The organism is Brevundimonas guildfordensis (assembly GCF_014836405.1).
Taxonomy (GTDB): Bacteria; Pseudomonadota; Alphaproteobacteria; order Caulobacterales; family Caulobacteraceae; genus Brevundimonas; species Brevundimonas guildfordensis.
The window spans coordinates 252,528-274,592 of the sequence record NZ_JACSQU010000002.1; the positions used below are offsets into that span (position 1 = coordinate 252,528).

The 22,065-nt window shown below is 69.1% G+C and carries 21 protein-coding genes; 8 read left to right on the forward strand and 13 right to left on the reverse strand.

The window, feature by feature from the left end:
* Positions 1–18 precede the first annotated feature (18 nt).
* From hisA to H9656_RS09745, 6 genes are all read right to left on the reverse strand, one after another.
* The gene (gene hisA, locus H9656_RS09720) at positions 19–753 is read right to left on the reverse strand and encodes a 1-(5-phosphoribosyl)-5-[(5-phosphoribosylamino)methylideneamino]imidazole-4-carboxamide isomerase (protein WP_191744061.1); all 735 of its coding nucleotides are present in this window, start codon (positions 751–753) and stop codon (positions 19–21) included.
* On the reverse strand, positions 750–1,349 hold the full coding sequence (gene hisH / locus H9656_RS09725; protein ID WP_191744062.1) for an imidazole glycerol phosphate synthase subunit HisH: 600 nt from the start codon (positions 1,347–1,349) through the stop codon (positions 750–752). The genes hisA and hisH overlap by 4 nt, the downstream gene beginning before the upstream one ends.
* Positions 1,346–2,779 (reverse strand): imidazoleglycerol-phosphate dehydratase HisB, encoded by a 1,434-nt coding sequence (gene hisB / locus H9656_RS09730; protein ID WP_191744063.1) that lies wholly within the window; start codon positions 2,777–2,779, stop codon positions 1,346–1,348. Before hisB ends, hisH begins: the two co-directional genes overlap by 4 nt.
* A 160-nt stretch (positions 2,780–2,939) precedes the next feature.
* Complete coding sequence (gene hisD / locus H9656_RS09735; protein ID WP_191744064.1) at positions 2,940–4,247, reverse strand: histidinol dehydrogenase; 1,308 nt, start codon at positions 4,245–4,247, stop codon at positions 2,940–2,942.
* Positions 4,247–5,128, reverse strand: coding sequence for an ATP phosphoribosyltransferase (gene hisG / locus H9656_RS09740; RefSeq protein ID WP_191744065.1), 882 nt, complete (start codon positions 5,126–5,128; stop codon positions 4,247–4,249). Before hisG ends, hisD begins: the two co-directional genes overlap by 1 nt.
* Positions 5,129–5,137: 9 nt before the next feature.
* Positions 5,138–5,434, reverse strand: coding sequence for a YerC/YecD family TrpR-related protein (locus H9656_RS09745; protein WP_191744066.1), 297 nt, complete (start codon positions 5,432–5,434; stop codon positions 5,138–5,140).
* Positions 5,435–5,530: 96 nt separating this feature from the next.
* On the opposite strand from H9656_RS09745, the gene H9656_RS09750 reads away from it, so the two are divergent.
* From H9656_RS09750 to H9656_RS09765, 4 genes are all read left to right on the forward strand, one after another.
* Positions 5,531–5,884, forward strand: coding sequence for an endonuclease domain-containing protein (locus H9656_RS09750; RefSeq protein ID WP_318240627.1), 354 nt, complete (start codon positions 5,531–5,533; stop codon positions 5,882–5,884).
* A 100-nt stretch (positions 5,885–5,984) separates the two neighbouring features.
* Complete coding sequence (locus H9656_RS09755) at positions 5,985–7,199, forward strand: NAD(P)/FAD-dependent oxidoreductase (RefSeq protein WP_191744068.1); 1,215 nt, start codon at positions 5,985–5,987, stop codon at positions 7,197–7,199.
* 113 nt (positions 7,200–7,312) lie between these two features.
* Positions 7,313–9,598, forward strand: coding sequence for a TonB-dependent receptor (locus H9656_RS09760; protein ID WP_191744069.1), 2,286 nt, complete (start codon positions 7,313–7,315; stop codon positions 9,596–9,598).
* Positions 9,599–9,680: 82 nt separating this feature from the next.
* Positions 9,681–10,370: a Fe2+-dependent dioxygenase gene (locus tag H9656_RS09765; RefSeq protein WP_191744070.1), complete on the forward strand. Its 690-nt coding sequence runs from the start codon at positions 9,681–9,683 to the stop codon at positions 10,368–10,370.
* Positions 10,371–10,383: 13 nt separating this feature from the next.
* Here H9656_RS09765 and H9656_RS09770 read toward each other — a convergent pair whose 3' ends face one another.
* Positions 10,384–11,985, reverse strand: coding sequence for an ATP-binding protein (locus H9656_RS09770; RefSeq protein WP_191744071.1), 1,602 nt, complete (start codon positions 11,983–11,985; stop codon positions 10,384–10,386).
* A 118-nt stretch (positions 11,986–12,103) separates the two neighbouring features.
* Positions 12,104–13,492 (reverse strand): UDP-N-acetylmuramate--L-alanine ligase, encoded by a 1,389-nt coding sequence (locus H9656_RS09775; RefSeq protein ID WP_191744072.1) that lies wholly within the window; start codon positions 13,490–13,492, stop codon positions 12,104–12,106.
* A gap of 76 nt (positions 13,493–13,568) precedes the next feature.
* Between H9656_RS09775 and H9656_RS09780 the strand changes: the two genes are divergently transcribed.
* Positions 13,569–14,408, forward strand: coding sequence for an LD-carboxypeptidase (locus H9656_RS09780; protein WP_191744073.1), 840 nt, complete (start codon positions 13,569–13,571; stop codon positions 14,406–14,408).
* A 21-nt stretch (positions 14,409–14,429) separates the two neighbouring features.
* Here the strand turns inward: H9656_RS09780 and H9656_RS09785 are convergent, their stop codons facing one another.
* Both H9656_RS09785 and H9656_RS09790 read right to left on the reverse strand, forming a co-directional pair.
* The gene (locus H9656_RS09785; RefSeq protein WP_191744074.1) at positions 14,430–14,921 is read right to left on the reverse strand and encodes a retropepsin-like aspartic protease family protein; all 492 of its coding nucleotides are present in this window, start codon (positions 14,919–14,921) and stop codon (positions 14,430–14,432) included.
* An 88-nt stretch (positions 14,922–15,009) separates the two neighbouring features.
* Positions 15,010–15,231 carry a DUF1289 domain-containing protein gene (locus H9656_RS09790; RefSeq protein WP_191744075.1) on the reverse strand — a complete coding sequence of 74 codons (222 nt, stop codon included), beginning with the start codon at positions 15,229–15,231 and terminating at the stop codon, positions 15,010–15,012.
* A 166-nt stretch (positions 15,232–15,397) separates the two neighbouring features.
* Between H9656_RS09790 and H9656_RS09795 the strand changes: the two genes are divergently transcribed.
* Both H9656_RS09795 and H9656_RS09800 read left to right on the forward strand, forming a co-directional pair.
* Complete coding sequence (locus H9656_RS09795; RefSeq protein WP_167309526.1) at positions 15,398–15,559, forward strand: hypothetical protein; 162 nt, start codon at positions 15,398–15,400, stop codon at positions 15,557–15,559.
* Positions 15,560–15,685: 126 nt separating this feature from the next.
* Entirely contained in the window at positions 15,686–16,483 is a 798-nt protein-coding gene (locus tag H9656_RS09800; RefSeq protein WP_191744076.1) for a crotonase/enoyl-CoA hydratase family protein, read from the forward strand.
* Positions 16,484–16,594: 111 nt separating this feature from the next.
* Here H9656_RS09800 and H9656_RS09805 read toward each other — a convergent pair whose 3' ends face one another.
* Genes H9656_RS09805 through H9656_RS09815 form a run of 3 tightly spaced genes read right to left on the reverse strand, consistent with a single transcriptional unit; the run spans position 16,595 to position 19,559 of the window.
* A complete protein-coding gene (locus H9656_RS09805; RefSeq protein ID WP_191744077.1) occupies positions 16,595–17,611 on the reverse strand; it encodes an HlyD family secretion protein in 1,017 nt (338 codons plus the stop codon).
* A gap of 23 nt (positions 17,612–17,634) precedes the next feature.
* A complete protein-coding gene (locus H9656_RS09810) occupies positions 17,635–18,390 on the reverse strand; it encodes an ABC transporter ATP-binding protein (RefSeq protein ID WP_191744078.1) in 756 nt (251 codons plus the stop codon).
* Positions 18,387–19,559, reverse strand: coding sequence for an ABC transporter permease (locus H9656_RS09815; RefSeq protein WP_191744079.1), 1,173 nt, complete (start codon positions 19,557–19,559; stop codon positions 18,387–18,389). Before H9656_RS09815 ends, H9656_RS09810 begins: the two co-directional genes overlap by 4 nt.
* A 185-nt stretch (positions 19,560–19,744) precedes the next feature.
* Here H9656_RS09815 and H9656_RS09820 point away from each other — a divergent pair, with 185 nt between their 5' ends.
* Entirely contained in the window at positions 19,745–21,838 is a 2,094-nt protein-coding gene (locus H9656_RS09820) for a S46 family peptidase (RefSeq protein WP_191744080.1), read from the forward strand.
* Positions 21,839–22,065 lie beyond the last annotated feature (227 nt).

Below are 22,065 nucleotides of genomic sequence, written 5' to 3' on the forward strand. Positions count from 1 at the left end.
CTATGCGGGAATGGGCGGTCATGCGGCGACCGCCTTCAAGGCTTCGGCCACGGTGAAGCGGCCTTCATAGATGGCCCGCCCGACAATGGCGCCGTCGCAGCCAATGGCCCGCGCGGCGGTCAGGTCGTCCAGCGTCGCCACCCCGCCCGAGGCCTGGATCTTCAGCTCGGGCCGCCGCGCCCGCGCTTCGCCCAGCAGTTCGAGGTTCGGCCCGGTCAGGGCGCCGTCGCGGCCCACATCGGTCATCAGCACATGGGTCAGCAGGTCGGACGGATAGCGGTCCAGCACGCTCCACAGATCGACCCCGGCCGACTGGGTCCAGCCCTTCAGCGCCGGGACCGGAACCCCATCCTCATATTTCACGTCCAGCGCCAGGGTGATGCGCTCGGACCCGAAACGATCCAGCCAGGCCAGCACCTCGTCCGACTTCGTCACGGCCAGGGAGCCGACCACGACGCGGCTGACGCCCGCCTCCAGCAGGCGTTCGACATCACCTTCAGACCGCACCCCGCCGCCCGACTGGATGTTTACGGCGACCGAGGCCGCCATCTCCCCGATCAAGCCGTGCTGCATGGCGCGCCCGGCCTCGGCGCCGTCCAGATCGACGACATGGACCCACTGCGCCCCTTCGGCGGCGAAGGCGGCCAGCCGCGCGGGCGGCGCGTCGTCATAGCGGGTCACCTGATCGAACCGCCCGTGCATCAGCCGCACGCAGACGCCGTCCTTCAGGTCGATGGCGGGATAGACGATCACGCGGGAAGCTCCAGGAAGTTCTTCAGAATACGCGCGCCGGCGGCAGCCGAACGTTCCGGGTGGAACTGGCAGCCCCAGCGGTTGGCGCTGTTGACCACGGCGGGCACGGGAACGCCGTAGTCGGCGGCCGCCAGCGTCGCCGGGCCGTCGGGACAGACGAAGCCGTGGACGAAATAGGCCCAGTCGCCGTCTTTCACGCCCTCCAACAGCGGGTCGTCGCGCCGGATCGTCAGGCGGCTCCAGCCCATGTGCGGCGAGGGGCGCGACGGCGCCGGTTCAATCGCCTCGACCCGGCCGGGGATCAGGTTCAGCAGCTCGGTCTCGCCGTCTTCCGCACTGGTCTCGAACAGCAGCTGCTGGCCCAGACAGACGCCCAGCAGGGGACGAGGAAAGGCGCGCAAGGCCTCGACCAGACCCAGCGCCTTCAGCCGCTGCATCGCATAGCCCGCCGCGCCGACGCCCGGCAGGATCACGCGCTCGGCCTCGGCCACATCGGTCGGGTCGTCGGTGATCCGCACCCGGGCGCCCAGCCGCTCCAGCGCGAACCGCACCGAGGCGACATTGCCCGCCCCGTAGCCGATCAGGGTGACGTTCACAGCACCCCCTTGGTGCTCGGCACCGCATCGCCCTCGACCCGGATCGCCTGCCGCAGGGCGCGCCCCAGGGCCTTGAACACGGCTTCGGTCTTGTGGTGGTCGTCGTCGCCGATGACGCGGACGTGCACCGCCGCGCCCAGATTCTCGGCCAGCGACCGCACCACGTGCGCCGTCAGATCGGTGCGGTAATCGCCCAGCATCGGCGTCGCGAATGTTCCCTCGAACACCGGATAGGGCCGTCCCGACAGGTCGATGGAGACGGACGCCTCCGCCTCGTCCATCGGCAGGACGAAGCCGTAGCGGCCGATGCCGCGCCGCTCGCCCAGCGCCTGTTTCAGCGCCTGACCTAGAGCAATGGCGCAGTCCTCGATGGTGTGATGCGGGTCGATGTGCAGGTCGCCCTCGCACGCCAGACGGATGGAGAAGCCGCCGTGCGCCGCCACCTGTTCGATCATGTGGTCGAAGAAGCCGACGCCGGTTTCGATCTTCACCGGCCCGGCGCTGTCCAGATCGACGGCGCAGACGATGCGCGTTTCCCTGGTGTCGCGGATGGCCTGTCCGGTGCGATGGCGGCGCGCGCCGGGGCTGGCGGCGCCCAGGGCGGCCAAGAGGCGATCGTTGGCCTCGGGCTTCAGCGACACGGGCAGGCGCACTCGTTCGCCCGCAAGATCGGCGCTCAATCCATAGCGGCGCAGAGCCTCCGCCGCGCCCGGCGGGTCGGACGGCTTGGCGATGATCACCGGCCCGGCACCGGCCTCCAGCGCCATGATCCGCGACAGGGCGTCAGTCACTCGGACGCGCTCGCGGCGCACGGCGCTGATGCGTTCGGCCGTCTCCATCATCCGCGACGGGTCCAGCGCCTGCATCGCCAGCCGCACCGAGACCTCGGGCAGGGCGTAGGGCTCCAGCACTGCCGCCAGCCGCGCCAGAGTCTGCGCCTGCGCGAGCGCCGCCCCGACCCGCGCCCCGGCCAGCCCATAGGCCAGCGACAGGCTGCGCAGGACGATCAGATTGGCGTGGTCCTTCACTACGGCGGCGGCGGACGGCGCCTCGGCGAACTCGGCCATGCCCTCATCGACGACCAGTAGGGCGGGAGCGACGCGCTCGGCCATCTCGGCCACGGCCTCGGGCGAGCCGAGGGCGCGGATGATCACGGCGGCGGTCTCGGCGTCTGAGGCCGGGCAGGCGTAGAGGGCGGCCAGTTGCTGATAGGGTTCGGCGTCCGGCGCCTGCACCTTCAGCCCGTCGCGCGCGGCCAGTCGCCAGACCAGCTCCAGCCCGTGCGTCAGCCCGCGCGTCGACAGCACCTGATCGGCGTCGACGCCGTAGAGGACGGCCATGCGGGTCGCCAGCGCGGCAGGCTCGGCCGGATAGCGCTCCAAACCATCGCCGCCTGGCACGAGCGGAGAATAGGGGGCGGGCAGGCTCATGAGCCTTCTCCCCGCGGGGGAGAAGGTGGCTCGCGTAGCGAGACGGATGAGGGGGCTGTGTCCGCGCATGAGAAGGAGGAGTGCGAAGCCGGCACACCCCTCATCCGAGCGCCTCCGGCGCCCACCTTCTCCCTCAAGGGGAGAAGGAAGAGATTCTGGGTCATCCCGCGCTCCTCAGATCGGCGGCGCGCGCGTGGGCCTCCAGCCCCTCCAGCCGCGCCAGGGCGGCGGCGACGGGGGCCAGGGCGGCGGCGCCCTGTTCGCTGACGGTCTGCACCGACATGGTGGTCATGAAGCTGGCGGTGGTGACCCCGCCCAGCGTCCGCGCCGCGCCGTCCGTCGGCAGGACATGGCTCGGTCCGGCGGCGTAGTCGCCCAGCGTCTCGGCCGCCCAGCGCCCGACGAAGACCGCGCCGGCGGCGCTGATCCGCTCGACCAAGCGCTCGGCTTCTTCCGTCTGGATCGACAGGTGCTCGGGACCGTAGAGGTTCGCCACCTCGCACGCTTCGGCCCTGTCGCGCACGCGGATGGCGCGGGCCTCGGCCAGAGACGCGCGGGCGATGTCGGCGCGGGGCAGGCTTTCGACCTGGCGCTCCACCTCGGCGATGATTTCGCTCAGCGCCGTGCCGCTGTCGGACACCAGGATCACCTGCGCGTCCGCGTCATGCTCGGCCTGGCTCAGCAGGTCGGCCGCGACGATCTCGAAATCGGCGTCGCGGTCGGCGATGACCAGCAGCTCCGACGGCCCCGCCGGCAGGTCCTGCGCCGGGCCGCCGGGCAGGGACGCGGCGTAGCGCTTGGCCTCGGCGACATAGGCGTTGCCGGGACCGAACAGCTTGTCGACCGGTTCGATCACGCCGTCTTCCAGTTCGGCGCCGAAGGTCAGGGCGGCGATGGCCTGCGCCCCGCCCAGCAGCCACAGCTCGTCCAGCCCCGCCTCGGCGGCGGCGGCGATCATGGCCGGGTGGACCGAGCCGTCCTTCGACGGCGGCGTCACGGCGACGCGCCGCCCGACCCCGGCCACGCCCGCCGGAATGGCCAGCATCAACAGCGACGAGAACAGCGGCGCCGTCCCGCCCGGAACATAGAGGCCCGCCGAGCCGATGGGCCGCCAGACCAGCTGGGACTTCACGCCGGGCGTCGTCTCGATGAAGGGCGTGTCCTCGGGCTTCGTCGCCTGATGAAAGACGCGCACATTGTCGGCGGCGACACGGAGCGCGCGGGCGGCGGCGGGCGGCAGGTCGCGGCGCGCCGTGGCGGCGGCCGCCTCGGTGATTTCTATGCGGCGCGGCGGGGCGCCGTCCAGACGGGTCGCACAGTCGCTCACGGCCTCGCCGCCGCGCGCCTGCACGTCGTCGAAGATCTCGCGCACCACGCTTGAGACGAAGCTCTCGGTGCGGCGCTGCGGGCGGGCCAGGGCGGCCTTGCGCCCGGCGGCGTCCAGTTGGTTCCAGTCGATACGCTTCATCACATCATCTTCTCGATGGGCAGGACCAGGATGGCCGACGCCCCTTCGGCCTTGAGCTTCTCCAGCGTCTCCCAGAAGACCGCCTCCTGACAGACGGCGTGGACGGCCACGGCGTCCTCGCGGCCCGACAGGGGCATGACCGTCGGCGACCCTGCGCCGGGCAGCAGGGCGGTGATCCGGTCCAGCGCCGCGCGCGGCGCGTTCAGCATCACGTATTTGGCGCCCTGCGAGGACACCACGCCGGCCATCCGCTCGACGATGGAGTCCAGCAGGTGCTGAAGCCCCGCCTCCGGCGCGCTCGGCGCCTTGATCAGCACCGCCTGACTGTCCAGCACGGTGTCGCGCGCGCTCAGGCCGTTGGCCTCCAGCGTCGCCCCGGTCGAGACGAGATCGCAGATGGCGGCGGCCAGCTTCAGACGCGGGGCCACCTCGACCGCCCCGCGCATGGTGACGATGTCGGCGGTCACGCCATTCTCGTCCAGAAACCGGCGCAGGATCTTGGGATAGGAGGTGGCGATCCTCAGCCCCTGCAACGACGACGGCCCGGCGTAGTCCAGCCCCGGCGGCGTGGCGATCTTCAGCGTGCAGCGGCCGAAGCCCAGCGGCATGACGACCTCGGCGTTCGGCCCGCCGTTCCTGACCTCTTCCAGCACGTTCTCGCCGACGATGCCCAGATCGCAGACCCCATCCGCCACGAAGGTCGGAATGTCGTCGTCCCGCACCCGCAGCAGATCGATCGGATAGTTCTCGATCCGATACAGCAGGTCGTTGTTGCCCTTCACCACGCGCAGGCCCGCATCGCGGACCAGGTCGAGGCTGCGTTCGGCCAGACGGCCGGATTTCTGGACGGCGATGCGAAGCCGCCCCTGAACCGTGCTCATGATGTCAACTCAGGCTTTCAGTCTGTCCAGCACCAGCCGATAGCCCTGGTGCGGCATGTCCTTCAGGGAGCGGGCGACGCGCACGACCGTGGTCGGGCTGGCCGGCGCCTCGGCGGCGATCTCGCGATAGGTCTTGTCCCCGACGTCCAGCATCCGCGCCACCTGCCACCGCTCGGCCATGGCGCGCAGCTCGGCCGGGGTGCACAGGTCGGCCAGAAAGGCGTCCGCCTCCTCCCGCGTTTTCAGCGAGAGCAGGGCGTCCAGCAGGGCGGTTTTGGCGGCGTCGGTGCTCATGGCGCGTTCCATTATGCTGTAACAATGGAACGGTCAAGGGCCGAGTTGACTTCACCACTTTTTCCTCCCCACCTGTGGGGAGGGGGACCACGCAGTGGTGGAGGGGCCGTGCCGCCGACCGTTGAAGCCTACCGACGCGCGTCCAGAATGCGTCGCGCCCTGACGCCGCCCGAAGCCCGCCTCTGGGCCCAGCTCAAAGGCGGCGGCCTCGAAGGCCTGAAGTTTCGCCGCCAACATCCGGTGGGCCCGTACATCCTCGACTTCTACTGTCATGCGGCCTGTTTGGCGGTTGAAGTTGATGGTGTCGCACATGACGAACCGGATCAAATTGCTCACGACGCGCGACGAACCGCATGGTTGAAGCTCCAAGGGACCGAAGTGCTGCGTGTCCGAGCCACTGATGTTCGGGATCATCTTGATGGCGTCCTGGCGGTGATTCTGCTTCACGCGACGGGGCGTTAGGGAGCCCCTCCACCACTTCGTGGTCCCCCTCCCCATTTCATGGGGAGGAAAAGCCTGACCGCCACTCGCCACTCGCTGCGCGCCGCTCTATCTGTCCCCTATGACCAAGGTTCTGATCATCGGCGCGGGACACGCGGGGGGCTCGGCGGCGGCGCTGCTGAGGCAGTATGGGTTCGAGGGCGAGATCGTCCTGGCGGGGCAGGAGACCGCGCCGCCCTATCAGCGCCCGCCGCTGTCGAAAGCCTGGCTGAAAGGCGAGGCGGGTTTGGAAGACCTGCTGCTGCGCCCGGAGAGCTTCTACGCCGAGCAGGACATCGCCTTGCGCACCGGGGTCACGGCGACCGCCATCGACGCGGGCGCCCGGACCGTGACCTTCGCCGACGGGACGATCGAGGCTTACGACGTGCTGATCCTGGCCACCGGCTCGACGGCGCGCAAGCTGGCCATCCCCGGCGCCGACCGGCCGGACCTGCTGGAGCTGCGCACCCTCGATGACGCCGAGCGGCTGAAGGCGGTTGTGGCTCCCGGCAAGCGGCTGGCGGTGGTCGGCGGCGGCTATGTCGGGCTGGAGGCGGCGGCGTCGGCCCGCGCCCTGGGCGCCGAGGCGGTGGTGATCGAGCGCATGGATCGAGTGCTGGCCCGCGTGGCGTCGCAGCCCTTGTCGGCCTTCTTTACCGACCTGCACAAAAAGCACGGCGTCGAGATTCTAACCGGCGCCGAGGTCGCGGGGTTCGAGGAGGCGGGCGTGCGTCTGGCGGACGGGACGCTGATCGCGGCGGACGCGGTGCTGGTCGGCGTCGGCGCCGTGGCTTGCGACGACCTGGCGCGCACGGCGGGGCTCGTCTGCGGCGACGGCGTGGTGGTCGACGCGGCGGCCCGCACCAGCAATCCGCACATCTACGCCATCGGCGATGTGACGCGCCGGCCGATCCCGGTCCACGGCGGCGTCATGCATCGGCTGGAGAGCGTGCCCAACGCCCTGGAGCAGGCCAAGCAGGCGGCCAGCGCCATCGTCGGCCGCGCGGCCCCGGCGCCGGAAGTGCCCTGGTTCTGGTCCGACCAGTACGACGTCAAGCTGCAGATCGCCGGCGTGCCCTTCGACGCCGACCGCCAGCTGGTGCGCGGCGATCCGGCCGGCGGCGCCTTCTCGGTCTTCCACCTCAGCGGCGAGCGCATCGTGGCGGTGGAGGCGGTCAACGCCCCGGCCGACTTCATGGGCGGACGGCTGCTGATCGGTAAGGCGACGCCGGTCGACGACGCCTTGCTGGCCGACCCGGCGGTGTCCATCAAGGCGGTGGTCAAGCCTCAGGTGTGACCTGCGTGTGACACTCGCGCCGCGATTGAGATTTAGTCGCAAGAGTCAGATTGTCGCACCCGGAAAAGGTGCTAATGCGAGCCGGTCTCAATCATAGATCGGTTCCTTCCCCCATGTCCGACGCCCGTCCCGACACCCGCTCCGCCGCTCTCAAGGCGCTTCTCTTCGCGTCCAGCGCCGCCGGCATGCTGTGCGCCGCCCCCGCGATGGCCGCAGTCGCCGATGAGACCGCGCCCTCGGACGGCGTGATTAGCCAGGACGCCACCAACCTGGGCACGGTGGACGTGCACGGCCATCGCGTGAAGCGCGAGCCGAAGGACCCGCAGTTCGTCGCCCCCCTGGTCGACACGCCGCGCACAGTGACGGTGATCCCGCAGCAGATCATCGAACAGACGGCCGCCACCTCGCTTCAAGATATTCTGCGCACCTCGCCGGGCATCACCTTCGGCGCGGGCGAGGGCGGCCAGCCCCTGGCCGACCGGCCGTTCATCCGGGGCCAGGCCTCGGGCAACAACATCTTCGTCGACGGCATCCGCGACACCGGCGGCCAGCAGCGCGAGGTCTTCAACCTGGAGCAGGTCGAGGTCATCAAGGGCGCCGATTCCGTCTACTCGGGCCGGGGCTCGGGCGGCGGCAGCATCAACCTGTCGTCCAAGGCGCCGCGCCTGACCAACTTCGTCCACGGCTCGGCCGGGGCGGGCACGGACGACTACCTGCGCGGCACGGCGGACGCCAACTGGCAGGTCGGCCCCACCGCCGCCATGCGCCTGAACGTCATGGCTTCGCAAGGCGACGTGCCGGGCCGCAACGGCGCCGATTTCGACAAATGGGGCGTCGGCGCCGCTATCGCTGCGGGTTTGGGCACGCCGACGACGCTGACGGCCAGCTACTACCACCTCGACAGCAACCAGCTGCCTGACTACGGCGTCCCGCTCTACACCAAGCTGGGCGGGGCGACTGCGCCGCGCCCGGACGCCTCGGGCGTGCTGGACGTGCCCTACGACAGCTTCTACGGCCTGAAGGCGCGCGACTATCTGAACAATACGGTCGACAGCCTGACGCTGGAGATCGAGCACCGCTTCAGCGACACCCTGGCCCTGCGCAACGTCACCCGCTATTCGCAGACGCTGAACGATTACGTCGTCACCAACCCCGGCGACGGGGGCGCAGCCCAGCTGATCGATGGCGTCTGGTGGATGAAGCGGGGCCTGAAGTCGCGCTGGAATCCGGCCGAGACCCTGGCCAACGTCACCGACCTGCACGGGTCCTTCCTGACCGGGTCGATCAAGCATGATTTCGACGTCGGCGTGGAGGTGTCGCGCGAGAAGAACCAGAACGCCTCCTACACGGTCACGACCCTGACCGGCACGGCCTGCCCGGCGCCGCTGACAGGGCTGGACTGCACCCAGGTCTATGCGCCCAATCCGAACGATCCGTGGACGGGCACGAAGACGCGCGGTCTGGTCAGCCGGACCGACACCGATTCCGTGGGGGTGTACGCGTTTGACGCCATACATCTGAGCGACAAGCTGATCCTGAACCTGGGTCTGCGCTGGGACGACTATTCGGTGGATGGCGTCAATGCCTCCGGCACGGTGGCGGCGCCGGTCTATGCCGCCACGCGCGGCGACTGGGACTTCGTCAACTATCAGCTCGGCCTGGTCTACAAGCCGACAACGAACAGCAGCGTGTACGCTTCCTGGTCGACCGCCTCGACGCCGCCGACCATCTCGGCCGGGGATCAGAACACGGGCGCGACCAACGGCAGCGGCAACTTCGTCGCCACCGTTCTCGACCCTGAGGAAACCGAGAGCTTCGAGATCGGCGCCAAGGCCAATCTGTTCGGCGACCGCCTGGCGCTCAGCGGCGCCCTGTTCCATCTGACCCGCAAGAACGTCGCCATTCTGGTGGCGCCGGACCGCTATGAGCAGGCGGGCGAGGCCAGGGTGCAGGGTCTGGAACTGGGCGTGTCGGGCAACGTCACCGACAGGTGGCAGGTGTTCGGCGGCTACACCTGGATGGACTCCGAGTTGGTGCGCGGCGCCTACAACAGCATCAACCTCGGCGATCCCCTCGCCAATACGCCCGAGCACAGCGCCAGCCTGTTCACCACCTATCGCGTCCTGCCGAAACTGAGCCTGGGCGGCGGCGTCTACTACGTGTCCAAATCCTGGGGCGGCAACCAGGGCGGGGCCGGCGGCGGGGCCAACCGCGTCTATGCGCCGGACTACACGCGCATCGACCTGTTCGCCTCCTACGCCATCAGCGACCGCGCTTCCCTTCAGCTGAACGTCCAGAACGCCGGGGATGAGGAATACATCATCCGCACCAACGGCGTGCACCACGCCGACGTCGCCCCGGCGCGTCAGGCGATCCTGACGCTGAACGTCCGCTACTAAGAGGCCGCGTTTCACGCCATCATGTCGGCCCCGCGCTTTCGCCAGCAGCGGGGCCGATGCGGTTCCATACGGTGAGAGAGCCATGCTGCTGCACATCCCCGACGTCTTCACCAAGGCCGAGGTGAAGGCCCTGCGCCAGACCCTGGACGCCGGTCCCTGGGCCGACGGCAACATGACCTCGGGCCATCAGTCGGCGACCGCCAAGCAGAACCTTCAGCTGCCTGAAGACAGCCCACAGGCGCGCGAGGTCTCGGCCCTGGTCGTTCAGGCGCTGAACGCCAATCCGATGTTCGTCTCGGCCGCCCTGCCGCACACGATCTTTCCGCCCCTGTTCAACCGATACGAAGGCGGCGGCGAATTCGGTCTGCACGTCGACAACGCCATCCGACAAAGATCAGGAGCGGGCGGCGACCACCGCATCCGCAGCGACCTGTCGGCCACCCTCTTCCTGTCCGAGCCCGAGGACTATGACGGCGGCGAGCTGATCATCGAGGAGATGTACGGCGCCCAGTCGATCAAGCTGCCGGCGGGCGACCTGGTCCTGTATCCGTCCAAGAGCCTGCACCGGGTGACGCCCGTCACGCGCGGCGCCCGCGTCTCCAGCTTCATGTGGCTGCAGAGCCTGATCCGCGACGACGCCGACCGCGAAAGCCTGTTCCGCCTCGATGTGGCGATCCAGCGCGTGAACCTGGACAAGGGGCCCAAGGATGCGGCGGTAATCGAACTGACCGGCGTCTATCACAACCTGTTGCGGCGCTGGTCCGAGGTGTGACGCCTCGGCGCGCTCAGGCGGCCTGCGCCGCCTCGCCGTTCGACAGCGCCAGCCGGATCGCGTTCAGCAGGGCGTCGGGCTGGATCGGCTTTTGCGCCACCCCGTCCATCCCCGCCGCCAGATAGGCGGCCTCGTCGCGCGGATCGGCGTTGGCCGTCAGGGCCAGGATCGGCAGGGCGGCGGCGGGGCCGGGCAGGGCGCGGATCGCCCGCGTCGCCGCCACCCCATCCATCACCGGCATCTTCACATCCATCAGGATCAGGTCGAACGGCGCGGCCGCCGCGCGCTCGACCGCCTGGCGCCCGTTCTCGGCGGTTTCGTGGGTGCAGCCGAACAGCTCCAGCACCTTGCCCGCGACGAAGCGGTTGGCGGCATGGTCGTCCACCACCAGCACATGCAGGGTCTCATGCAACGTCGGCGACGCCTGACGGTCCTCGGTGCGGCGGGCGTCGCGCTCCGCCAGCGGCAGATGCAGTTCGAAGCTGAAGCGCGCCCCGCCCTGAGGCGAACGCTCCACGGTCAGCGCGCCCTCCATCCGCTCCACGATCTGACGGCAGATGGCCAGGCCCAGCCCGGCGCCTGCGCCCTGTCGCCCCGCCTCGCCGGTGTTGAACGGCTCGAAGATGGCGCGCGCCGCCTCGTCGCTGACGCCCGGGCCGCTGTCGTCCACGGTCGCCGACAGCCGCACTCGCCCCTCGTCCAGCGCCGTCGCCAGCCGCACCGCGACGGATCCGGCCTCGGTGAACTTCAGGGCGTTGCCGATCACATTGTTCAGCAACTGCTTGAGCCGCATCTCGTCGCCGACGATCCAGCGGGCGGCGTCAAGATCCGCCTCGACCTGCAGCTCCAGCGCCTTCTCCTCGGCGCGCGGGCTCCACAGGGCCGACAGGTCTGCGGCCACCGACTGGAGGTCCAGCGGCGCGGGCTCCAGCGTCAGCATCCCCGCCTCGGCCCGCGACATGTCCAGTGCGTCGGTCAGCAGCCGCAGCAGGCTGGCGCCCGAATCCAGAATAGTGCGGACGTGAGGCCGCAGGTCGTCCTGCGTCAGCTGCCGCTCCATCAGGGCGGCCACCCCCAGAACTCCGTTCAGGGGCGTGCGGATCTCGTGGCTCATCACGGCCAGGAATTCGGACTTGGCCCGGCTGGAGGCGCGGGCCTCGGCCTCGGCCCGCACCAGGTTCTGGGCCAGGTCGGCCATGGCCTCGGCGCGGCGTTTGTGGATGGCCACCCCGGCCTGAAGCACGTGCAGGCCCGCCCCCACCCCGACATAGCGGCCGCGCGAGACGATGATGAAGCCTTTCAGCAGCGCGCCCAGCCCCGCCGCATCCATCGACTGGAACAGAACGTCGGCCGAGGCGTCGGCCTCCACCACCATCGGCGCCGGGTCCATCAGCGCCGAGACCGGCCGCCGGACATAGAGGGCGCGCCCGAACTCGGCCGCCAGCTTCAGAGTGAAGGCGTTGCGTTCGATCAGGCCGACAGGCCGCTCCTCGGCGTCGGCCACGGCGATGACCAGGGTCTCTGGCTCGGCCTCGAACCGGGCCAGGGCCTCTGCGCCCAACGCGTCGGGCGCCATCGGCGCCGAGGCGTCCACGAAATCTCCTATCCGGGCCATTTCCCAGCCTTCTCTTGCTTCTTGCCGGAGCAGGGTTAGGCGAGGCGGCTTAACAGCCGCTTTGCCGGAAATGAATGTTTTGCAAGGCTAATTTTACGGATGGTCCGAGGACGGACAGTCAGAGCCGCGCCAGCAGCTCCGCCGCGAAGGTCGACAGGCTGTCGTCGCGCGCGCCCATCACCACCACCCGGTCGCCGGGCTTGGCGATCTCGATGATGCGGTCGCCGCAGTCGGCGCGGGTGGCCAGGGCCTGCGCCTGACGTCCCGCCGCTCGCACGCCCGCTGCGATGTCCTCGCTGCCGACGCTGCGGTCGGTTGTGCCGCCGTAATACACCGGCTCTGGCATCAGCAGCACGTCGTCATGCCGCATCAGCCCGGCGAAGCCCTCGACGAATTCCTGCTTCATCAGCTTCAGCGGGCCGAAGCCGTGCGGCTGGAACAGGATCAGCAACCGCCCGTCAAAGGCGTGCAGGGTCTTCAGGGTCGCGGCGATCTTGTCCGGGTTGTGGGCGAAGTCATCGATGACGGTGACGCCGCCCTGTGTTCCCACCACCTCCAGCCGCCGCCGGATGCCGCTGAAGGTCTCCAGCGCCGCGACCGCCTGATCCATGTCGACGCCCAGCGCCCGAACCGCCCCCAGCGCTGCCAGCGCATTGGCGACATTGTGCGCGCCCGGCACGGGCAGCGTCGCCGCCCGCGCCGCCTCGCCGCGCACGCGCAGCTCGAAGGTCATGCCGGTCGGCAGTGGCGCCAGATCATGAGCCGACAGCTCGGCCTCTTCTTCGCCCAGCGCGAAGGTGATCGCCTTGCCAGGCGCCAGAGTCTGGGCCAGCGCCGCCGTCTCTGGATTGTCCAGGTTCAGCACCGCCGTCGTGGCCCGGCCGACGAAGCCGCCGAACAGTTCGCGCAGCTCCTCCATCGACTTGTGGTCCAGCGAGATGTTGGAGACCACGGCGACCGTCGGATCATAGCGGGCGATGGAGCCGTCGCTCTCGTCCACCTCGGCCACGAATAGATCGGGTCCGCCGACCAGGGCGCTGGCGAACGGCTGGTCGGGCGAGGCGAAGTTCTTCATCACCGCCCCGTTGACCACGGTCGGCGCGCGTCCCGCCTGATCGAGGATCCAGGCGACCATGCCGGTGATGGTCGACTTGCCGCTGGTGCCCGCCACGCCGATCGAGGTCGGGGCGGCGTTGAACAGTTCGCTGAGCAGCTGGGGCCGCGTCTTGATGACGGCGCCGACGCGCCTGGCCGCGCCGATGTCGGGCACGGTGTCCTCGACCGCGCCGGTGGCGACGACCACCTGATCGGCGCTGACCACGCCCGACCCGTCCTGCGGGTGAAGGGCGACGCCATGGGCCCGCAGCCAGTCGAACTTCTCGGGCGAGCGCCCCTGGTCGAGGGCGCGGTCGGAGCCGGAAATTCGGCCGCCCTGCGCCTGAACGATCATGGCCAGCGGCATCATGCCCGAGCCGCCGACGCCGCAGAAGAAGTAGTCTTTGTTCATCGGCTTGATTTCAATGCGGGAAACCGGGGAAGGTCCGGCCTGACTAGCACGCAAGACGCTCAAGGCCATCCTGTCCATGCAGACCAGACCGTTCCGAATCGGCGTCGTCAACGCCAGCTCCCGTCTCGAACCGGCGCGCGGCGAGGCGATCCGGGCCTGGGCGGCGGCGACCTGGCGGGGCGGGGAGGTCGAGCTGGTGCTGCACCCGGCCCTCTATGACGTGCACGGCCATTTCGGCGGCGACGACGCCACCCGCGCCCGGGCCCTGGTCGAGACGGCCAACGACCCCGACATCGACGCCGTCTGGTTCGCGCGCGGCGGTTACGGCGCCTGCCGCATCGCCGAGGCGGTGATCCCCGAGCTGACCGCCGACGCCTACGCCAAGCGCTACCTCGGCTATTCCGACGCCGGCAGCCTGCTGGCGGCGCTGTATCGGGCGGGCTTTCCCCACGTGGCGCACGGACCGATGGCCTCGGACGGGTCGCGCCATGACGCCACGGGGCTGCGCGCCGTGAACTGGATGAGGCATGGCGACCCGGCGTCGCTGGAGCCGTCCCTGCTGAGCGACCCGCGACCCGCCGTCGGCTTCAACCTGACCATCCTCAACGAACTGGTCGGCACGGCGATCGAGCCGGATCTGACCGGCCACGTCGTCATGCTGGAAGAGGTGTCCGAGGCGCTCTATCGCGTCGACCGGATGATGTTCCACCTGACCGGCCAGGCCTCGATCCGCCGCGTCGCCGGCATCCGCCTGGGCCGGGTGTCGGACGTGACGGCCAATGATCCGGAGTTCGGCCTGACGGCGGAAGAGATCGTGCGCCACTGGTGCGTGCGCTCCGGCATCCCCTATCTAGGCTCGGCCGATATCGGCCATGACCGGGACAATAAGGTCGTGCCGTTCGGCCCGCGCGGCTGAGGCCCAGGCCGCCTTTCAGGGTCAGCCTTTCAGGATCAACCCGTCGGGCCGCGCCTCGAAGGCCGACAAACGACCCAGGAAGCTCATCCCCAGCAGGGCTGCGGGCATGTCGCGATCGATCACCAGGGCCTCGACCGAGGTCAGCTCGACCCCCGCCACCGACACGGAGGTCAGCAGCACCCGCGCGGCCGGCGTCTGGCCCGAGGCGGTGTTCAGCGTCTGGTTGAAGTCGTGCGCCTTCAATCGCACGCCCAGCCGTTCGGCGTCGGCGCGGCTCAGCGTCACCGCGCTGGCGCCGGTATCGACCAGCATCCGCATCGGCCGTCCTTCGACCGTCGCCTCGGCCCAATAGTGGCCGTCGGCCGCGCGCGTCACCGACGGCGCCTCCTTCAGCGCGACGGCGGCGTAGGCCTCGGCCGGGCCGTCCCACCACATCAGGGCGCCGGCGCAGGCGCAGGCCGACGCCAGGGCGGCGGCGAAAACGACAGCGGAGCGCGGGTCAAAGCGGATCATGAAGGCGACTATGCCGCTGGGGTCTTCCCATGCGGTGAAGCGACGTGGCGAACGAAAGGTTGACGCCGGACCGTTGATCGCCACCGGCTCACTCGCCCAGCAGCCTGGGGTCGATCCGGCTCTTGCGGCCCGGCAGGTCGGCCATGACGGCGGCGCGGCCCTCGTCGGTCATCCGGCTCCAGGTCGCGATTTCCTGAAGGGTGCGCAGGCAGCCCAGGCACAGGCCCGACGCGCCGTCGACGGTGCAGACCATGACGCAGGGGCTGGCGATGGCGCGGGGCGGGGAGGAGGGGGCGGGCGTGTCGGGCATGGTTCGTGACGGTATCGCAACAACGAGTCCGGGAACGGACTATAATTTCTTGACTTTTCGCGCCAGGCGGCTATATTCATCCTCGACGCGAAACGACTGACAGGGTGAGAGTCCCAAAAAGCACGACGTGTCTTCTTTCATCGTTCAACGAAAGGAGACGCCAAAAATGAACGAAAACAAAGAGCGCAATCTCCAGCACGCCATGATGTCCTTCGCCCTGTTCGGCGGGATGCTGGTGAATACGAAGCAGATGAACGGCGCCGGCGACCGCGTGGTCAGCCACCCGTCCAACTTCGTGCCCATAACGATCAAACGGCCGCGCGCGTAGTCGCGAGACTGAATGATCCAGCCAGAAGCCCCGGTCAGAACGACCGGGGTTTTTCAATTCCGCCCTTGCCATCGCCGCGCGCCCTGGCCGAAACCGGCGGCTTCACCGGCAAGGAGGAAGCCCGCCATGAGTCTGATCGTCGAAGAGCGCAAAGGCGCGGTCATGGTCTGGACGCTGGACCGGCCCGACCGTCTCAACGCCCTGCCGGACCTGGAAGACGGCGAGGCCTTCGCCGCCGCCTGCGACGCCGTCAACGCCGACCCCTCGATCCGCTGCGTGGTGATGACCGGGGCCGGACGCGCCTTCTCGGCGGGCGGCGACCTGAAGGCGATGAAGGACCGCCGCGACCTGTTCGAGGGCTCCGGCGCCGCCATCCGCGAGCGCTATCGCCGCGTCGTCCACCGCATCGTGCGCGCCCTCTATGGGCTGGAGGTTCCGCTGATCAGCGCCGTTAACGGCCCGGCGATGGGGCTGGGCTGCGACATCGCCGGACTGGGCGACATCCGCATCGCCTCCGAGCGCGCCAGCTTCGGCGTGCCCTTCATGAAGTTGGGCATCATCCCCGGCGACGGCGGCTCGTGGCTGCTGCCGCGCAACATCGGCTACAATCGCGCCGCGGAGCTGCTGTTCACCGCCCGCTCGATCGACGCGGCGACGGCCGAGCAGTGGGGTCTGGTCAACCGCGTCGTCCCGCACGAAGCGCTGATGGACGAGGCGATGCAGACGGCGGACCAGATCGCCGCCCAGCCGCCCCAGGCCCTGCGCATGGCCAAGAGCCTGCTGCGTCAGGGCCGCGACATGAACTTCGACCAGATGCTGGAGCTGTCCGCCGCCATGCAGGCCCTGGCCCATCTGACCGACGACCACATCGAGGGCGTGAGCGCGGTGCTGGAAAAGCGGGCGGGGGATTTCACAGGGAACTAGGTTTCACAACCCGCTCACCCCGGCGGACGCCGGGATGAGCGGAAGAGTAGGCGCAAACCAAAAAAGGGGCCCCTCGCGAGGCCCCCTTTCCGTTTTCATCCCGATCCCGAGTTACGCCCGGGCGGGGGCCTTCATGGCGCGCGTGGCGGGCACGCCGGTCGTGGCGTTGTCGCGCTTGGCGCCCGCCGTCTCGCCCGGCTTCATGAACTTGACCAGGACGCGCTGGCCGATCAGCAGCGGCGCCTCGTCGACGGCGACCACCACCTCGACAACGCGCTCGTCGGTGCGTTGCGACGGATCGTCCGAGGCCAGTTTGCGGGCGCCGAAGACGGCGGCGCGGCGCAGCACCTTGCCGACATAGACCTTGGTCGGATCGCCTTCAGGGGTGATCTCGACGGCCTGGTCGACCGAGACGTTGGGGATGTCGGCCTCGACGATTTCGGCGCGGGCGATGCGCGGCGCGGCGGGCTCCAGGTCGAACATGTTCGACACGTTCAGGGTCGAGGCGCCGGCGCCGGGGTTGGCGTAGCGGCGCACGATGCGGCCGTCGGCCGGCGAGCGGATCACCGTCAGCTCGACGTTGTAGGCGGCCTGATCGCGGCGGGCGCGAGCCGTCTGCACAGCGGCCTGCTGCGAGCCGAGGCGGGCCTGGGCCTGGGCGATGGCGTCGCGGGCCTGGTCCATGCGCTGGGCGGCGACGAAGTTGGTGGCGACCAGCTTCGCCAGGCGGTCGTATTCGCGCTGGGCCGTAGCGATGTCGACGTTGATCAAGCGCAGCTGGCTTTCGGCCTGGGCTAGATCGGCGGCCGCCGTCTGCAGCGACAGGCGCGGCTCGTCGTCTTCCTGGCGGGCCAGGATCTGACCGGCCGTCACCAGGTCGCCTTCCTGCACCAGGACGTCGCGCACCACGCCGCCGCGGCGCGCCGCGATCTGGATGATGCCGCCTTCGATGTCGATCTTGCCGTTGGCGATGGCCGAGTAGGGGCTTTCGACCTTCTTCTCGGCGGCCTGCGCCAGTTCGGCCTTCTTGGCGGCGCCGGCCTTCTGCATCATGCCGAAGCCGACGATCAGCACGACCAGCAGCGCCAGGCCGATCCAGAGCCATTTGTTTTTCAGGAATGCGGGCATGGGGGTCCTCAAGGGGATCGGGGTCAGTGCGACGCCAGGATGGCTTCGGGATTGGGGGTGCGGCGCTGATCGTCGATGATCACGCCGTCTTCGATGTGGATCACGCGGTCGGCCCAGGCTTCCAGGCGCGGGTCGTGGGTCACGCAGATGACCGCCGCGCCGTGTTCGGTGGCCGCCCGGCGCAGCAGGCGGATCACCACCTGCCCGTTCTCGCCGTCCAGCGCCGAGGTCGGTTCATCGGCGAACAGGATCTGCGGGTCCTTGGCCAGGGCGCGGGCGATGGCGACGCGCTGCTTCTCGCCGCCGGACAGGGCCGCCGGGCGCTGGTGCAGGCGATGGCCCAGGCCGACCTCTTCCAGCGCCAGGGCGGCGCGCTTCTTGGCCTTCTCCGGCGACAGGCCCTGATACTTCAGCACCGTCGTCACCTGCTGCAGCGCGCTGAGCGCCGGGAACAGGTTGAAGCCCTGGAAGATGAAGCCGCAGTGATCCAGGCGGAACTTGTCGATCTTGCCGCCCGACAGCTTCCACAGGTCGTCCACGTCCAGGGCGTCGACGCGCCCTTCCTCGGGCCGCAGCAGGCCGGACAGGGCGGCGATCAGCGTCGACTTGCCCGAGCCCGACGGGCCCATGACCATGGTCAGGTCGCCGTGACGAGCGTCGAAATCCACGCCCTTCAGCACCTCGACATAGGACCGGCCGGACTTGAACCGCTTGACCAGTCCCTTGGCTTCCAGGGCGAACTCGCCGTGCCTGCCTTGAACTTTCGTATGTTTGTTCATCGCAGCAGGTCCGCAGGTTGGCTCTTCTTCAGGATGCCCATCGACAGGAAGCCCGACAGCATGGAGATGGCGATCAGGCCCCCGCCGACCACGATCAGCAGTATGGGCGGCAGGGAGATGATGACGGCGTTGGACAGGGCCAGCAGCGACAGCAGCCAGGTCAGCAGGATGGCCGCGCCGACCCCCACCATGCCGACCCAGAAGCTCAGCTCCATGACGATGCGGCGCAAGGATCCCATGCCGACGCCCAGGGCGCGCAGCGAGGCGAACTCCTTGATGTTGGCCATGATGGCGCCGCGCAGGGTCTGCCAGGTGATGGCCACGCCGATGATGATCCCCAGCACGACGCAGCCGCCGATGATGATGACCAGAATGCCTTCCTCGAACATGGCGCCGGCGTTGGCGTCGGCCAGCTGCTGACGGGTCCAGGCCTTCCACTGGCCGTTGCCCATGGCGTTCAGCTGGGCCACCACGTGCTCGGCGCGGGCCGGGTCCTTGATGCGGATCATGAGCGGGCCGACGCGCGGCCCCTCGAAGGCCTGGCCCAGCATCCGCAAGCTGTCGCGTGACATGACGATGGTCGGCTGCATCATGTTGGGATAGCCGCGCAGCACGCCCACCACGGTCACGGTCTGGCCGTTGAACAGGGCCTTGTCGCCCAGCTTGACGCCCAGCGGCGTCAGCGCCGTCTCGTCCACCGCCACGGTGAAGGGCTGGCGCAGGGCCTCGACCAGTTCGTCGGAATAGTCGCGCGGGATGGTGACCGAGCCGGGCGCGGTGTCGATGATGTTGACCAGGACGCTCTTCTGGCGCGGCGCGCCCTGCTTGGCGCGATCGGCGGCCGTGGCGGTCGGGTCGACGTTCTTGATGTTCTGGAAATTGCCGCCCGACATGTCGAGCGTCTTCACCTCGACCACCTCAGGATGGTTGTAGGCCAGCGGCACGAAGCGGCGCGGCATGCCCATCGGCCCGCTGAACAGGGCCTTGGCGCCGGGCTGCATGATGAAGATGTCAGCGCTGGAGCGCTCGATGGCGGCGGTGAAACCCTTGCCGATGCCGATGAAGACCCCGGTCATGGCCAGCACCAGCAGCCCCGACAGGGCGAGCGCCATGACGGCGGCCATATAGCGGCGCCACTCGAAGAGCAGCGTGGATAGCGCGAGCGACATGACGCGTATTCATTCCCCTGACTTGCACTGTTATCTGACGCTCTGGCAGCGCTTGGCCAAGTTAAATCGGGGTAAGGCTGGCTCGGCCGGATTTGTTACGGGGCTTGAGGGGGCGCCCCTCGCGGGTTTAGTGACGATTTCAACAGCAAGGCGTGGGCGTGGTGTCCCGCCTCTCGGAGACGCCCATGTCGCTTCGCCGCACCCTTTCCTTCACCGCCTCGCTGGCCGCCCTCGGCATGGCCGCCGTGGTGGTCAACGCTCCCGCCTCGGCCGCGCGCGCCGACGAGGGGATGTGGACCTTCGACACCTTCCCGATCCAGACGGTCAATCAGAAGTACGGCACGCGCATCGACCAGGCCTGGCTGGACCGCGTTCGCAACGCCGCCGTGCGCCTGCAGGGCTGCTCGGCCTCGTTCGTGTCGGGTGAAGGCCTGATCCTGACCAACCACCACTGCGTCATCTCCTGCGTCCAGGACCTGTCGACGGCCCAGAACGACTACGTCAAGAACGGCTGGATGCCCGCCACGCGCGAGGAAGAGAAGACCTGCCCCGGCCAGACGGCCGAGGTCCTGACCGACATCACCGACGTCACCGACCGCGTCCTGGGCGCCGGCTCGGGCCTGGAAGGCGCCGCCTTCGTCGCCGCCCGCTCGGCCGAGATCGACAAGATCCAGAAGGAAGCCTGCGGCGACGACCGCAAGCTGACGTGTCAGGTCATCAGCTTCTATCGCGGCGGCAAATACGCCCTGTACAAGTTCCGCAAGTATGAGGACGTGCGCCTGGCCTTCGCGCCGGAGTTCCAGGCGGCCTTCTTCGGCGGCGATCCGGACAACTTCAACTTCCCGCGCTACGCCCTCGATGCGGCCTTCCTGCGCGCCTATGAGGACGGCAAGCCGGTCGCCTCGCCCAACCACCTGAAGTGGAACCCCAACGCCCCGACCGACGGCGAGGCCACCTTCGTGGCGGGCAACCCCGGCTCGACCTCGCGCCTGCTGACCATGAGCCAGCTGGAGCGCCTGCGCGACCAGCAGATCCCCATCACCCTGATCCAGAGCGCCGAACTGCGCGGCCGTCTGGTCGAATATTCGACCCTGGGCGAGGAAGAGAAGCGGGTCGCGCTGGACCCCATCTTCGGTCTGGAGAACAGCTTCAAGGTCTACTACGGCCAGCAGGGCGCCCTGACGGACCCCGCCTTCATGGCCAAGAAGCGCCAGGAAGAGGCCGAGCTGCGCCAGCGCGTCGCCGCCGACCCGGCCGTGGCCGAGCGCATCGGCGACCCCTGGGCCGATCTGGAAAAGGTGCAGGCGACGGCCCGCGACCTGTATCTGCCCTATCGCCAGCTTGAGGCGAACGCCGGCGGCGGCTCGACCCTATATTCCTACGCCCGCGCCATCGTCCGCGCGTCGAAGGAGCGCGCCAAGCCGGTCGCCGAACGCCGCGCCGGCTACGCCGACAGCGACATCGCCGCCCTGGGCCGCCGCCTGGCCTCGGACGCCCCGATCCCGGTCGGCGTCGAGGAAATCCAGCTGTCGCACTGGATGCTGAAGACCCGCGAATACCTGACGGTCGACAGCGCCGATGTGAAGGCCATGCTGGGCGCTGAAAGCCCCGAAACCATCGCCGACCGTCTGGTGCAGAGCCGCCTGATCGACCCGGCCTTCCGCGCCGAGGCCCTGGCCATGACGCCGGAACAGCTGGCCGCCTCGGGCGATCCGATGATCGCCTTCGTCCTGGCCAATGACGACGCGGCCCAGGCCGTCCGCACCCAGTGGGACGCCGGGGTCAACGCCCCGACCGCCCGCGCCGCCGAAAAGGTCGCCCAGGCCCGCTTCGCCGTCTACGGTGACAACCTGTATCCGGACGCCACCTTCTCCTTGCGCCTGTCCTACGGCCAGGTGAAGGGCTGGACCTATCGCGGCGTCACCGTGCCGTCCTTCACCTACATGGGCGGCCTGTATGAGCGCGCGACCGGCGCCGAGCCGTTCAACGCGTCCGAGCGTTTCCTGGCCGCCAAGGACCGGATCAACAAGGACGTGGTCTACGACTTCGTCTCGACCAACGACATCATCGGCGGCAACTCCGGCTCGCCGGTGATCAACGCCAAGGGTGAAGTGATCGGCGCCGCCTTCGACGGCAACATCCACTCGCTGGGCGGCTCGTTCGGCTACGACGGCGAGCTGAACCGAACGGTGTCGGTCTCGACCGCCGCCGTCACCGAGGCCCTACGCAACGTCTACAACCAGCCGCGCCTGCTGCGCGAACTGGGCGTGCGTCGCTAAATAAAGGCGACTTTCTCCTCCCCACATCGTGGGGAGGGGGACCACGAAGTGGTGGAGGGTCCTGCGACAGCAGAACCAAGCAGCCCCTCCGTCTCGTCGGCTTCGCCGCCGATCCACCTCCCCATCGCCATGCGATAGGGAGGAAAAGTTACGCCCCCGTCTGACGCATCGGCCTGCTAGCTTTCTTCCCGCCGATTTCAGACTATTCAGACGAATTAGACTCTGTT